Annotated in this window: 9 protein-coding genes; 2 read left to right on the top strand and 7 right to left on the bottom strand. The window is 72.0% G+C overall.

Going from position 1 to position 13,851, the window contains the following annotated elements; translation table 11 throughout:
• Positions 1-15: 15 nt before the first annotated feature.
• From AB0I18_RS31740 to ftsE, 3 genes are all read right to left on the bottom strand, one after another.
• Complete coding sequence (locus tag AB0I18_RS31740) at positions 16-1,194, bottom strand: S41 family peptidase (protein WP_363109073.1); 1,179 nt, start codon at positions 1,192-1,194, stop codon at positions 16-18.
• Between the two features lie 67 nt (positions 1,195-1,261).
• Positions 1,262-2,179 carry a permease-like cell division protein FtsX gene (ftsX, locus tag AB0I18_RS31735; protein ID WP_363109072.1) on the bottom strand — a complete coding sequence of 306 codons (918 nt, stop codon included), beginning with the start codon at positions 2,177-2,179 and terminating at the stop codon, positions 1,262-1,264.
• 33 nt (positions 2,180-2,212) lie between these two features.
• The gene (gene ftsE / locus AB0I18_RS31730; protein WP_151476621.1) at positions 2,213-2,902 is read right to left on the bottom strand and encodes a cell division ATP-binding protein FtsE; all 690 of its coding nucleotides are present in this window, start codon (positions 2,900-2,902) and stop codon (positions 2,213-2,215) included.
• Positions 2,903-3,246: 344 nt separating this feature from the next.
• On the opposite strand from ftsE, the gene AB0I18_RS31725 reads away from it, so the two are divergent.
• Positions 3,247-3,438 (top strand): hypothetical protein, encoded by a 192-nt coding sequence (locus AB0I18_RS31725; RefSeq protein ID WP_363109071.1) that lies wholly within the window; start codon positions 3,247-3,249, stop codon positions 3,436-3,438.
• Between the two features lie 126 nt (positions 3,439-3,564).
• Here the strand turns inward: AB0I18_RS31725 and AB0I18_RS31720 are convergent, their stop codons facing one another.
• The 4 genes from AB0I18_RS31720 to AB0I18_RS31705 all read right to left on the bottom strand — a co-directional run bounded on the left by AB0I18_RS31720 (position 3,565) and on the right by AB0I18_RS31705 (position 9,537).
• On the bottom strand, positions 3,565-4,428 hold the full coding sequence (locus tag AB0I18_RS31720; protein ID WP_363109070.1) for an LPXTG cell wall anchor domain-containing protein: 864 nt from the start codon (positions 4,426-4,428) through the stop codon (positions 3,565-3,567).
• 305 nt (positions 4,429-4,733) lie between these two features.
• The gene (gene prfB, locus AB0I18_RS31715) at positions 4,734-5,840 is read right to left on the bottom strand and encodes a peptide chain release factor 2 (protein ID WP_363109069.1); all 1,107 of its coding nucleotides are present in this window, start codon (positions 5,838-5,840) and stop codon (positions 4,734-4,736) included.
• 441 nt (positions 5,841-6,281) lie between these two features.
• Positions 6,282-7,568, bottom strand: a complete 1,287-nt coding sequence (locus AB0I18_RS31710; protein ID WP_363109068.1) for a serine/threonine-protein kinase — start codon at positions 7,566-7,568, stop codon at positions 6,282-6,284.
• A gap of 250 nt (positions 7,569-7,818) precedes the next feature.
• Complete coding sequence (locus AB0I18_RS31705) at positions 7,819-9,537, bottom strand: protein kinase (protein ID WP_363109067.1); 1,719 nt, start codon at positions 9,535-9,537, stop codon at positions 7,819-7,821.
• 434 nt (positions 9,538-9,971) lie between these two features.
• Here AB0I18_RS31705 and AB0I18_RS31700 point away from each other — a divergent pair, with 434 nt between their 5' ends.
• A complete protein-coding gene (locus AB0I18_RS31700; RefSeq protein WP_363109066.1) occupies positions 9,972-13,727 on the top strand; it encodes an FHA domain-containing protein in 3,756 nt (1,251 codons plus the stop codon).
• Positions 13,728-13,851 lie beyond the last annotated feature (124 nt).

Genomic DNA, 13,851 nt, shown 5'->3' with positions numbered 1-13,851 from the left:
CCGAGGGAAAGCCGATTACGAGGTCGGCGACGAGGGGGCCCCGAGTCCGCTCAGTACGGTCTCGGCCCGCTCCAGGGCGCTCTCCTCGACCTCCAGGTCGGGGGTGATGCCACGGCCGTCCACGCTGCGGCCGGAGGGAGTGCGGTAGTGGCCGACGGTCAACTCGGCGACCGAGCCGTCGGGCAGTCTGCTCGGCATCTGGACCGAGCCCTTGCCGAAGGTCCTGGAGCCCACGACGACCGCGCGGCCGCGGTCCTGCAGGGCGCCCGTGAGGAGCTCGGCCGCGCTCATCGTGCCGCCGTCGACGAGCGCGACCACGGGTCTGGAGGTGTCGCCGCCGGGATCGGCGTGCAGGGCCCGCTGGTCGCCGTTCACGTCGTAAGTCGCCACAAGGCCGCCGTCCAGGAAGGCGGAGGCGGCGGTGACGGCTTCGGTGACCAGGCCGCCCGAGTTGCCGCGCAGGTCGAGGACGATCCCGGTGCCCGCGGGCGCCTGGGCCACCGCGGACCGTACGAGGTCGCCGGAGCCCTTGGTGAAGGAGGCGACCTTGATCACGGTGATGCCGTCGGGGAGCTCGCGCACGGTCACGGAGTCCGTGGACAGCTGCGCGCGGTGCAGGGTCTCGCTCCACGCGCGCGTGCCGCGCTCCAGGCCGAGCGCGACGGCGGTGCCCGCGGACGCGTCGGTGGCGTCGCCCCGCAGTAAGGAGACGACCTCGGTGACGGGCCTGCCGTCGACCCGGCGGCCGTCGACGCTGCGCAGCCGGTCGCCCTCGCGGATCCCGGCGGCCTGCGCGGGCGAGCCGGACTGCACCCGGGTCACCTCGATCCGTCCGTCGCGCTCGCGCCGGGCCCAGAGGCCGACGCCGGTGTACTGGCCGTCGAGGGCTTCCTCGAACTCCTCGTACTCGCCCGGGGAGTAGACGGCGCCCCAGCGGTCGCCGCTGCGGCTGACGGCCCGCTCGGCGGCCTCCACCGGGGACTTTCCGTCGGCCATGGCCTCGGCGGCGGCGTCGGCGACGTCCTCCTCGTGGCCGGCCTGGGCGGACCGGCCCGACGGAGGGGCGGGTTTCCGGCCGGAGTCCTCGAACGAGCCGGTCGCGGCACCCGCCGCGAGGACACTCGCGAAGACCAACGTCAGGGCCGCCCCGCGGCCGAAGCGGCGGGGCTGACAGAACAGGTCTCGGCCTGACATGCCGGTGAGTCTAGGACAACGCGAAGGGCCGTACCGGCGGTTGCCGGTACGGCCCGATTGGCGTGCGTCACACCTTCAGATACTTGCGCAACGCGAAGAACGCGGCGAGCGCGGGCATCAGCAGACTCGTGGCGAGGATGAGCGGCAGCTTGGTGAGAACGGCGTCCCAGCCGATGAAGTTGATCAGATTCAGCTTCTCGGACAGAGCCAGCCCGTGATCGATGATGAAGTACCGGGCGACCACCAGGAATCCGCAGGCCACCCCACCGCCGATCAGTCCCGCGACGGCGGCCTCCATGATGAACGGCGCCTGGATGTAGAACCCGGAGGCGCCCACCAGGCGCATGATCCCGGTCTCACGCCGACGGCTGAACGCCGAGACGCGCACCGTGTTGACGATCAGCATCAGCGCGACGACGAGCATCATCGCCATCACCGCGCGGGCGGCCCAGTTCATGCCGTTGAGCAGCTCGAAGAGGTTGTCCAGGATGCCCTTCTGGTCCTGCACCGACTGCACGCCGTCACGGCCGTCGAAGGCGGTCGCGATGACCTGGTACTTCTCCGGGTCCTTCAGCTTGACGCGGAAGGACTCCTGCATCTGGTCCGGCGTGAGCGAGGCGGCCAGCGGGGAGTCGCCGAACTGCTCCTTGTAGTGCTTGTAGGCCTCGTCGCTGGACTCATGCGTGACGTTGTCGACGACCGGCATCTTGTCCAGGTCGGTCTGGATCTGCTCCTTCTGCTCGGTGGTGACCGCTCCCTTGGCGCAGTTGGGGTCGGACTCCGCGTCGCTCTTGTTGCAGAGGAAGATCGAGACGTTGACCTTGTCGTACCAGTAGCCCTTCATCGTGCTCACCTGGTCGCTCATCAGGAGCGAACCGCCGAACAGGGCGAGGGAGAGGGCGACCGAGACGACGACCGCGAAGGTCATCGTCAGATTGCGACGGAGACCGACACCGATCTCCGACAGAACGAACTGGGCGCGCATGCGTCTGCTAAGCCTTTCCGTGAACCGTCGTCGTCAGTGCTGGTAGCCGTAGACGCCGCGCACCTGGTCGCGGACGAGTCGGCCCTGCTCCAGCTCGATGACGCGCTTGCGCATCTGGTCCACGATGTTCTGGTCGTGGGTCGCCATCAACACCGTGGTGCCCGTCCGGTTGATGCGGTCGAGCAGCTTCATGATGCCGACGGAGGTCTGCGGGTCGAGGTTTCCGGTCGGCTCGTCGGCGATGAGGAGCTTCGGCCGGTTGACGAAGGCCCGCGCGATGGCGACGCGCTGCTGCTCACCACCGGACAGCTCACCGGGCATCCGGTCCTCCTTGCCGCCGAGCCCGACGAGGTCGAGCACCTGGGGCACGGACTTGCGGATCTCGCCGCGGGACTTGCCGATGACCTCCTGCGCGAAGGCGACGTTCTCGGCGACCGTCTTGTTCGGCAGCAGCCGGAAGTCCTGGAACACCGTCCCCAGCTGGCGGCGCATCTGCGGCACCTTCCAGTTGGAGAGGCGCGCGAGGTCCTTGCCCAGGACGTGCACCTGACCGTGGCTGGTCCGCTCCTCGCGGAGGATCAGCCGCAGGAAGGTGGACTTTCCGGAGCCGGAGGACCCCACCAGGAACACGAACTCACCTCGCTCGACCTCCAGGGAGACATCCCTGAGAGCGGGGCGGGTCTGCTTCGGGTAGACCTTGGACACGTTGTCGAATCGGATCACGGATGCACCACAGGCCGTCGGGGGTAGGTGTGCGTGACCATACGCGACCTGGGCACGCGAGCGCAGGCACCAGTCAGGGTTGAGCAAGGCTTGTACGTTTTTGTACCGCCCGACGAGGGCATGCCCCAATGAGGGCGCAGCCCTCAAGGGGCGCGAGGAACTGCGCGACCAGCCCCCACCAACCCGCAGCCGCGCAACGAACCGACCCACCCCCACGAGGCGCCCTATCCAGCCCCCGCACAGGAACCCGCGCACCTTCCGGAGGAACCTGGCACAGTGGAGGGGGAACGTTCGCGTTCCCGAGAGCGTTGTGTACATGGAACCGGTGCAAGGAGGGCGAGCGCATGACGTACGACCGGCTGGTGTGCGCGAACTGTGCCGCGCCCGTGAACGAAGGCCGCTGCCCCGTCTGCCGCGCGAACCGTCAGCGGCTTCAGCAAGAGGGCCCTTTCGGCGGGCTGAACCCCATGGCCCTGATCGCACTGCTCGCCATACTGATCGCGGCGGTGGCCCTGCTGGCCCACCAGACCGCGTAGAACCCGCGAGAACGGACGCGCGAGGGCGTACGCCAAAGGACATGCGAGAAGGGCCCGGAGCTTGGCTCCGGGCCCTTCTCGCACACTCACCCGCTCACTCGCTCACATACGCACTACTCACGTACGTCAGACAGCTGCGCCGCGGCCGTTCATCAGACGCGGCAGCATCCGGAAGCCGATACCGCCGGCGATCATCGTGGCGGCGCCGATCAGCAGGAAGGTGACATTCTCGGCGGCACCCGTCTCGGCCAGCTCGCCGCCGGTGCCCTGAGCGGAGGTGTCGGAGGCGTCCGAGCCGGTGTCGGTCAGGCTCTCCTTGCCGTCACTCTGCTCGATGGGGCTGTTGCCACCGTCGGGGTCGGTGCCACCAGTGGTGTCGCCACCCGTGGTCCCGCCCGTGGTGTCGCCACCGGTCGTCCCACCCGTGGTGTCGCCACCCGTAGTCCCGCCGGTCGTGTCGCCACCGGTCGTCCCACCGGTCGTGTCACCGCCCGTGGTCCCACCCGTGGTGTCGCCACCGGTCGTCCCACCCGTGGTGTCACCGCCCGTGGTCCCACCGGTCGTGTCGCCACCGGTCGTCCCACCCGTGGTGTCACCGCCCGTGGTCCCACCCGTGGTGTCGCCACCGGTCGTCCCACCGGTCGTGTCACCACCCGTGGTCCCACCCGTGGTGTCGCCACCCGTGGTCCCGCCGGTCGTGTCGCCACCGGTCGTCCCACCAGTGGTGTCACCACCCGTGGTCCCACCCGTGGTGTCCCCACCGGTCGTCCCACCGGTCGTGCAAATACCGACAGGGCAGTCCTCGTCAGCCGAGGCACTGACGTCCGCCGACACACCGTTCTCGTCGACACTGGCGCCGACGTTCACACCGGCCACGTTGACATTGACATCGAGAGCCGAAGCGGCACCGGCGGCGGTCAGCGAAGCACCAGCGGCGATCACCGCACCGGCGGCTATCCGCGCGACACGGATCCGCGTCTTCTTGGTCATCTGGTTGCTACCCCCAGTAGCTAATTCGTCAGTGGAGCAGCGTCCGGGGCCACGACATCGGGGAAAGCTCAGTGAAGCCCCCGGTTCACATGCGCCCCAGAGATACGCATGCCGCGCGTTACCCTTCCCACTTTTCTGGGCAACGTCAAGGTCGTTGCGACCGCGATGTCCAGATCAAGGTTATTTGACCACCACGACGTCATGTGAGTGTGATGTAAAACCCAGACATCGCACAGCACAAAGGGCAACTACCACCCACCGGATGGCAGTTGCCCTGTCGACAAAGCGACGTCCGCAAATGTCGCTTACTTCTCCTGCTGCTTGCGCCAGCGAATTCCGGCCTCAAGGAACCCGTCGATCTCGCCATTGAAGACGGCCTCGGGGTTACCGACCTCGAAGTCGGTCCGCAGGTCCTTGACCATCTGGTACGGGTGCAGGACGTACGAACGCATCTGGTTGCCCCAGGAGTTGCCGCCGTCGCCCTTGAGGGCGTCCATCTTGGCCTGCTCCTCCTGCCGCCGCCGCTCGAGCAGCTTGGCCTGCAGGACGTTCATCGCGGAGGCCTTGTTCTGGATCTGCGACCGCTCGTTCTGACACGACACCACGATGCCGGTCGGCAGGTGGGTCAGCCGGACCGCGGAGTCGGTCGTGTTGACGCCCTGGCCACCGGGCCCGGACGACCGGTAGACGTCCACCCGCAGCTCGGACTCGTCGATCTCGATGTGATCGGTCTGCTCGACGACGGGCAGGATCTCGACCCCCGCGAAGGAGGTCTGCCGCCGTCCCTGGTTGTCGAACGGCGAGATCCGCACCAGCCGGTGCGTGCCCTGCTCCACCGAGAGCGTGCCGTACGCGTACGGGGAGTGGACGGCGAAGGTGGTCGACTTGATGCCGGCCTCTTCCGCGTACGAGGTCTCGTAGACCTCCGTCTTGAACCCGCGCTGCTCGGCCCACCGCAGATACATGCGCTGCAGCTTCTCGGCGAAGTCGGCGGCGTCGACGCCACCGGCCTCCGCGCGAATGTTGACCAGCGCCTCCCGGGAGTCGTACTCCCCCGACAGCAGCGTCCTGACTTCCATCTCGTCCAGCGCCTTCTTGACAGCGACGAGCTCGGTCTCCGCCTCGGCCCGGGTGTCCGGGTCGTCCTCCTCCTCAGCCATCTCGAAGAGCACGCTCAGATCGTCGATACGCCCGCGGAGCGCCTCGGTCTTCCGCACCTCCGCCTGGAGGTGGCTCAGCTTGCTGGTGATCTTCTGCGCCACTTCCGGGTCGTCCCACAGGGACGGCGCCGCCGCCTGCTCCTCGAGCACGGCGATGTCTGCCCTCAGCTTGTCGAGGTCCAGGACGGCCTCGATCGACTCCATGGTCGAGGAGAGGGACTTGAGCTCTTCGGATACATCGACGACTGCCACGCCCCCAGCGTAACGGCTCCACAGAAGTCTCCGACGGTTGGCGGGCGACGACCGTCGGAGCCAGGTTCCCTTTCCCCCACCCCACCCCTTCCCGAAACTGGAGGCTCCGCCCCCAGACCCCCGTCGGGTTGTTCGTAGGGTGCGGGCCGGTGGGGGCTGGTCGCGCAGTTCCCCGCGCCCCTAAAAGACAAAAGACCGGGTCGGGGTCTGCACCGCAGGCCCCACCCACCCGCACTCGGCCTTCCGGCGTGAGGGGTCGTGTCGGGGTGTCCGATCGCCGCGGCAACTCAGCTTCAGCTGAATATCCCAGAGCGGCGATCGGATACCCCGTCGCGGCACCGCCCCCACCACCCACCAACCCAGGGGCGCGAGGCTGTGACATTGTGCGGCTCCGCCGCGTGGGCGCGACCAGCCACAACGCACCCGCAGACAAACACCGCATCACGGAGACGCCGGCACCGACGTCTCCACATCCCGCGGCGTCGCATCCGCATTGTCCCCGGCCGTCGCCAACCACGTCCCCACCCCAGCCGCAGCCACCAACGCCACGGCCGCCACCCCAAGAGTGACCCGCCGCCGCCGAGCGGAGGCGCGATGCCGCGCCGACCCCGGCCGCGGCGCCCCCGCGGCCCGCGGCGCCCGGGCCGTCCCCCGCGCACCACCCGCCAGCTCGTCCGGCCCAGGCACCCGCATGCTCGTGTGGGTATCCCGGTTGGAGTCCGGCGAAGCCCCGGGCACCAACGGAACAGCCCCCCGCCGAACCCGCCCCCGCTCCCCCTGCCGCGGCGCACCCGAATCCTCCGCCGACTCCTCGTACCCGGCGTCGGCGCCAGCGGCACCGTCGGCAGCGTCCGCCTCGGCGTCCCCCTCCCCGTCCGGCTCGTCCACATCCAACGGCGGCATCCCCGCCAGCAACGGCAACTGCTCCCGCAACCGCTCACCCAGCTCGGACGCCCGCAACCGCGAGGCCGGCGCCTTGGCCAGACACTGCACGAGCAACTGCCACAGCTCTTCCGGAATCCCGGGCAGCGGAACGACGGTCTCGGTGACATGCCGGCGCAGCACCGCGCCCGGATGCCCCCCACCGAACGGCGTGAACCCCGCGAGAAGCTCGTACAGCACGGTCGCCAGCGCGTAGATGTCGACGGCCGCCCGCGGAGGCAGCCCCTCGATGATCTCCGGCGCCAGATAGTCCGGCGTACCGATGATCTTCGTGGCCCGCGTCCGCCGCGGTGAGTCGATGAGCTTGGCCACCCCGAAGTCGGTGAGAAGCGCGGGGTGCGAGCCCCCCGGCCCGAGCGGCCCCTGCATGTCGAGCAGGACGTTCTCCGGCTTCACATCCCGGTGCACCACCCCCGCCGCGTGCGCGGCGGCGAGCCCGTCCGCGACGTCGGCCACGATCGCGACGGCCGCCTCGGGCGCGAGGCGGCGCTCCCGGTCGAGCCGGGTGCGCAGGTCCGTACCGCGGACGAGGTCCATGACCAGCGCGAGATCGTTGCCGTCGACCACGAGGTCCCGCACGGCGACGACGTGCGGATGGTCGAGGCCGAGCAGCGCCGTCCGCTCCTGCACGAAACGACCCACGAGCTCCTGGTCGGACGCGAGGTCCTCGCGCAGCAGCTTGATGGCGACCGGACCCTCGGGTCCCTCGCCCAGCCACACCGTGCCGGCGCTGCCCCGTCCCAGAATCTGGTTCGCGGTGTACCGGCTACCGATCTTCCGTACCAAGACTGCTCCTACGGATGCGTGTTGCCGACCCAGCGCATTTCCCGCGACGCTGCATTCTTCAGCGGCTCCGCCACGGGCGGATCCCGGTCGGCAAACCCAGAATCCCCGATCGACAAAACTACGCGCCCAGAGCGCCAACCTTCGCTTCGGAAGCAGAAATCACCCCCCAGGTGTCGACAAATCCCCAGAACCGCACCGCGGCTCTGGGGATTTGAAGGGGCAATCACCCCAAAAGACTTCCTGGAAAGAGTTACTGTCCGGAACCGCCGGACCCGCCACCCAGATCCTCGACCCACCCGGACACCGTGCTGAACCAGTCGGACAACTGCGCCCAGTACCCCTTCGTCGTCCCGATCCACTCCTGAAGCGGGCTCAGCTCCCAGATCAGCCAGCTGGCCACGAACAGGATGACGATCGTGAACAGGCACCCCTTGAGGCAGCCGAGGCCGGGGATCTTCATCGGGTTGGCGCTGCGCTGCCGCGGCTCCCGGGGCTCGCGCGGCGGCCGCGGCGCGGGCTGCTGGGGCTGCTGCGGCGGAGGCGCGTACCGCTGCGGCTGAGGCTGCTGGTGCTGAGGCGCGTACTGCTGCGGCTGCTGCCCCTGGGGGTAGCCGTAACCGGGCTGGTTCTGCGGCGGCCGTTGCTGCTGACGCCGCTGGGACCGCTGCTGCGGCTGTGCCTGCGGCGGCGGCTGCGGCTGCGGCTGCCGTTGAGGCCGTGCGACCTGGCGCTGCGGGCGGCGCCGCAGCGGGTCGTCGTTCGGGTCGGCATAGGACTGCACCTGCGTCGGCTCGTTGCGGTCACGGGCCGCGCGCAGCTGGTTCTGCCAGGGGTGCGGGTCCTCGGGTCCCGCCCCAGGCTGGTTCGGCGGCACCGGCGGCATCACCGCGGTCGGATCGGCCGCGCCGCGGTGGGGCAGGACGGACGTGGGGTCGGCGGCACCGGCGCCGGTGTGCGGCAGGACGCTGGTCGCGCCGTTCGGGTCGTACGAACCGGCCCCCTGGGGCAGCACCTGCGTGGGGTCGGCGGCGCCGGGGTCGCCCGGCACGAAGGCGGGCGCCGGGTCCGGCGCGAGGAGCGCGCCCACGCCCTCGGCGGCGGCGATCTGCATGGAGTTCGCGTGCACTCCGATGCCCGCGGCGACCGTACGGAGGCCGCGTGCGAGGTTCTCGGCGCTGGGCCGCTCGTCGGGGTTCTTGCGCAGGCAGCGCTCGATGACCGTCCACAACGGGTCGGGCACCGTCGAAGGCCGGCGCGGCTCGGCGCTGAGGTGCTGGTGGAGGACTTCGAGAGCCGACCCGCCACCGAACGGCGGGCGGCCGGTGACCAGCTCGTACAGCATGATCCCGGCGCCGTAGATGTCGACGGCGGAGGTCTGCGGACGGCCCTCCGCCGACTCGGGCGCGACGTACGCGGGCGTGCCCACGAACTCGTGGGTCCGCGTGAGGCCCGGTGAATCGGCGAGCCGGGCGATGCCGAAGTCCGTCAGCATCGGGTGCATCTGGCCGCCGTCCTGCTTGAGCAGGACGTTCGCGGGCTTCAGGTCGCGGTGCACGACGCCGTCGGCGTGGCTGGCGGCGAGCGCGTCGGCGACCTGGGCGGTGAGGAGGGCGGCGGCGACCGGCGAGAACGGGCCGTTCTCACGCAGGTAGCGGTGGAGATCGGGCCCTTCGATGATGTCCATGACCAGCGCGAGCAGATCGCCCTCGACGACGAGATCCCGGACCCGGACGATGTTCGGGTGGGTCAGCCGGAGCAGCACGGACCGCTCCCGCAGGAACCGCATCACGATGTCCGCGTCGTTGGCGAGCTCCTCCTTGAGGACCTTGATCGCCACGGTCTCCCCGGGCTGGCCTGGTACGGCCGCCTCCGCTCCCGCGGTCTCCCTCTGGCGAGCGCGCCAGACGGTGCCTGTGGCGCCGCGTCCCAGCGGCTCCTCAAGGAGGTACTTGCTCCCTACCGGCCGCACGTCATGCGCTCCCTGCTGCTTGCCTGACTGGTCCGTCCACCCGGCTACGGGTGGTTCCGACCCACTGTAGTGCCGCCCGACGCGGCACCTGGCTGTCGTCTTCCTCCGGTTTCCGCGGCCCTGTCTGCCTATGCATTACGTGGGACGCTCCCGTATGTGTTCGATGAAAAGACGCTCGCTTTGGGCGGTTTGGTTGCCGGACCTTGACGTGACCGATCTCAACCGGGCACTGGTCAGGCACTTTTGCGGGCAGAGCCGACCAATCAAGATCACTTGACGGTGGAGGACGGGCGTGTTGTCAGTGGCAGGTGCGAGGATGCCTTCCGTACTCGCAGTACTGGCCCATGTGCCCGTGTGCGGTGGGGGAATCCGCGGTGGGGGACCGCGGCGCAGCCTCGTCGCGGGCCCCGCGACAGAAGGGACCGCTGACGGCGATGCAGATCCGGCTGACCGTCGTAGACCCGCTGGGGACGCGCCCCGAGGGACGCTCCGCGTCCTGCGACGTGCTGGTCACAGCACCCGCCGGGACCGCGCTCGCGGCGGTGGCCTCGGGCCTCGCCTCGGCGGTCGGGGGCGAGGGGGCCGGGGTGCTGTACGCGGGGGCGGAGCGGCTCGACGCGCAGCGCTGCACGCTGGGTGAGCCACCTCTCATAGACGGTGCCGTGCTGTCCCTGGGGGCGCCCACGGAGCCCGGTCCCGATGTCGACGCGGCCGCGGCCCAGCTGCGGGTGGTCGCCGGGCCCGATGCCGGAGGCGTTCATCTGCTGCACGGCGGCCGGATCGACATCGGCCGCTCCGGCGACGCCGACGTGCCGCTGGACGACCCGGACGTCTCCCGCCTGCACTGCGCGGTGACGGTCGCGTCGGACGGCCGGGTCTCGATCGCGGACCTGGGCTCCACGAACGGCACGAGGCTGGACGGCAGACGCGTGGGCGAGCGCCCGCTGCGGTTCGCGCCGGGGGCGCTGCTGCGCGTCGGCGAGTCGGCGCTGCGACTGGCTCCGGCCGGTGAACCGGCTTCCGTACGGGAGACCGCGCCGGACGGCGAGGGCCACGTACGGGTGGCGGCGGCGCCGGACGAGCCCCTTCGAGGGCGGCAGGCGGCGGCTTCCGGCCGTACGGGACAGGAGTCGGAGCCACGGGCAGGCTCCGCCGGCACCGGAGCGGCGAGAGTGCCGCACGCGCGCGACGGGGGTGCCGGAGCCCAGGAGGGCGCCCCGGACGCGTCCCGTCCCCAGGTCTCACCGCCCGGCGCCGAGCCGCACCACGGTTACGGCACGGCCGGGTGGGGCGCCGCCGAGGGCGGGGCTCCCGGGGCCCAGGGCCACGGTCCCGCGGGGCCGCATGTGGTGCCGGGACAGGGCGGGGCGCCGCGGATGGAGAGCGCGGGCTCCGGGGCGGCTGCCGCGCCGGGCGAGGCGGGCACGGAGGCCACCGGTGAAGGCAAGCGGAAGGGCACTCCCCTCCGGGGGACGCCCGTGCCGGGCGGGGTCCGCAAGCGCGGCGGGCTCTCCGCGTGGGCCAGGCGCCTGGCCGGGGGCCGGAGCGACGATCCCGACATCGAGTACGCGGATTACGACGGACCCGGCGGACCCGACGGCTACGAGCGCGACGGCTACGAGTACGAGTACGACGGCACCCAGTCCGCCGAGCCCCTGGCCGGGGGCACGCCCGAGCCGGAGCGGTGGCCCGATCCCGCGGCGCTGCTGCTGACCGCGCTCGGCCCGGGACCGCGGCTGTGGGAGCGCGGGCCCGGCCACCCGGAGACGCTCACCGTGCGGCTCGGCACGGCGGACCGGACCGCGCCCGACGGCTCGGGACTGCTGCCCGCGGTGCCGGTGACCTCCGGGTTGCGGGAGGTCGGCGCGCTGGGCCTGGCCGGGCCGCGCGGCCGCCTCTCCGGGCTCGCGCGCGCCGTGGTGGCCCAGCTCGCCGCGCTGCACTCCCCCGACCTGCTGGAAATCACCCTGATCAGCACGGACCGTTCGCGCTCCCTGGAGGAGCGCACCGCCGAGTGGTCCTGGCTCGGCTGGCTCCCGCACCTGCGCCCCACCCACGGCCAGGACTGCCGCCTCCTCCTCGCCTACGACCGTGAGCAGGCGACGGCTCGTACGGAGGAGCTGATCCGCCGCCTGGAGGACCAACTGGCCGAGACGGGCCGCGGATCCGGTTCCAGTTCCGGCTCCGCCTCCGGTTCGGCCGGAGGTACGGGCAGGAGCGGGGCGCACCTCGGCGGCGGCTCGCCGGACGACGGCGGGGTCTTCCCGGCCGCCGGTGGCCCGAGCGACGGTCCGAACGAGGGACCGGACGCCCGCTCCGGGAGGTACGCCGACGAAGAAGGCGACCCCAGGGCCCGCGGCGCCCGCGACGTCTCCGGCGCCGGCACCGGCTCGGGAGCGGCCGCCCTGGCCCCCGGCCCGTACGCCGCCGGGCGGGACAGCGGAGTCACCCACCTGGGGCTGCCCAGCGGCACCCTGGCCGGTGACACGGACGGCCGGGGCAGGGCTCACCGGCCCTCCTGGGCGCGGTCCGAGGACGAGGCCCCGGCCGAGATGGCGTGGCCAGGACCGCACACCGTCGTCGTCGTGGACGGTGACCCCGGTGGCGCCGGTGTGCGGGAGGCCGTGTCGCGGCTCGCGGCCGAGGGGCCCCAGGTCGGGATCCACGTCATCTGTCTGGCCGAGACACCGGCCGCGTCGCCCGCCTCGCCGGTGACGGAGACGTACGAGGCGGCGTGTGCGGCCTCGCCCGCGTTCCGGGAGTGCGGGGCCGTCGCGCTGCTCAGCGGTGACGTGGCCACGGCGCTGCGGCTGCTGCGCGTGGCGCCCGGCGGACAGCCGCACGGCGCGTCCGGTGGCGGTCCGGTGGGTCATGGCACGGTGGCCGCCGTGGACGCCGTGTCCATGGCGTGGGCCGAGCGGTTCGGGCGAGCCCTTGCGCCGTTGCGGGCGGACGGTGTGGCGGGTGAGCGGCACACGCGCGTGTCCGCGCCGTTGCCCCAGGCCGCCCGGCTGCTGGACGAGTTGGGCCTGGCGAGGGCGACCCCGGCCTCGCTGATGGCGCGTTGGGCGGACGCCGCCGACGACACCGAGGCGCTCGGCGGGCGGGCCGCGGCCGTGCTCGGGGCCGGGCCGCGCGGGCCCGTCGGCGTGGACCTCTCGGCCGAGGGCCCGCATCTGCTGATCGAGGGCCCGTCGGGCAGTGGGCGTACGGAGCTGCTGCGTTCCGTCGCCGCGTCGCTCGCCGCCGCCGAGCGGCCCGACCGGCTCGGCATCGTGCTCGTCGACGGCCGGGACGGCACCGGCACCGGTGGTGCGGCCGTGCGCGGGGACGGGTTGCAGGTCTGCACGGATCTGCCGCATGTCACCACGCACCTGGGCGCCAACGATCCCGTACGGATGCGGGAGTTCGCCCAGTCCCTGGCCGCCGAGTTGAAGCGGCGGGCGGAGTTGCTCGGCCGCCTCGACTTCGCCGAGTGGCACACCCGGGAGGAGGTGTCGGGCCGCGTCGTCTCCCAGCGCTCGGCAGGCGGCCCGGGCGGCTCGGGCACCTCCGCGGGCCGGCACTCCGGCGCCGCGTCGGGCGCCGGGCCCGGCGCCGCCGACCTGGACGCACCTTCCAGCTCCACCATCCGGCTGCGCCCCGCCGCGACCCGGCCGCGCCCGGAAGCGGGTCCTCCGCTGCCCCGGCTCGTCGTGGTCGTCGACGATCTGGACGCCCTGCTCTCGCCCGCGCTTGGCTCCCCCGGGCGTCCGGCCGCCGGTTCGGTCATAAGGGCGCTGGAAGCCGTGGCCCGGGACGGTGAGCGGCTCGGGGTGCATCTGGTGGCGGCGACCGGTGGCGGGGCGCGTACGGACGAGACGGAGCTGGCACGGCGGGCCACGCTCCGGGTCGCCCTGGAGGCGCCCGTGTCCGGGCCTGAGGAGCCCGCTCCCGGGCGGGGGCGGCTGACCGGGCCCGCCGGGCGGTCGACTCCCTTCCAGGGCGGCCGGGTCACGGGGCGTATCCCCCGTACGGCGACGCTGCGGCCCACTGTCGTCCCGCTGGAGTGGTCCCGTATGGGTGATCCGCCCGCGCGTCGGCCGGTTCGCGAGCTGGGCAACGGGCCCACGGACCTTGCGCTGTTGGCCAGCGCCCTGGAGCGGGCCGCGCGCTCGGTGTCCGCGGCGGAGGTGCCGTCGCTTCTGTAGTGCCGGGTCCGGGGCGGCGCGGGCTGGTTCTCGCCCCCGCCGCCCCTACCCGTCCCATCCCTGGGGGCTGCGCCCCCAGACCCCCGCAATCGGCCTGAACGGCCTCGTCCTCAAACGCCGGACG

Source organism: Streptomyces sp. NPDC050704 (genome assembly GCF_040654355.1).
Classification (GTDB): domain Bacteria; phylum Actinomycetota; class Actinomycetes; order Streptomycetales; family Streptomycetaceae; genus Streptomyces.
The sequence above is the reverse complement of the archived record's forward strand: the minus strand, read 5'-3'. Positions and strand labels throughout refer to the sequence as shown.

Bases quoted from the DNA above. Each gene is read 5' to 3' on its own strand.
- AB0I18_RS31740 (WP_363109073.1), bottom strand. From the start codon at position 1,194: ATGTCAGGCCGAGACCTGTTCTGTCAGCCCCGCCGCTTCGGCCGCGGG.
- ftsX (WP_363109072.1), bottom strand. From the start codon at position 2,179: ATGCGCGCCCAGTTCGTTCTGTCGGAGATCGGTGTCGGTCTCCGTCGC.
- AB0I18_RS31725 (WP_363109071.1), top strand. From the start codon at position 3,247: ATGACGTACGACCGGCTGGTGTGCGCGAACTGTGCCGCGCCCGTGAAC.
- AB0I18_RS31720 (WP_363109070.1), bottom strand. From the start codon at position 4,428: ATGACCAAGAAGACGCGGATCCGTGTCGCGCGGATAGCCGCCGGTGCG.
- AB0I18_RS31700 (WP_363109066.1), top strand. From the start codon at position 9,972: ATGCAGATCCGGCTGACCGTCGTAGACCCGCTGGGGACGCGCCCCGAG.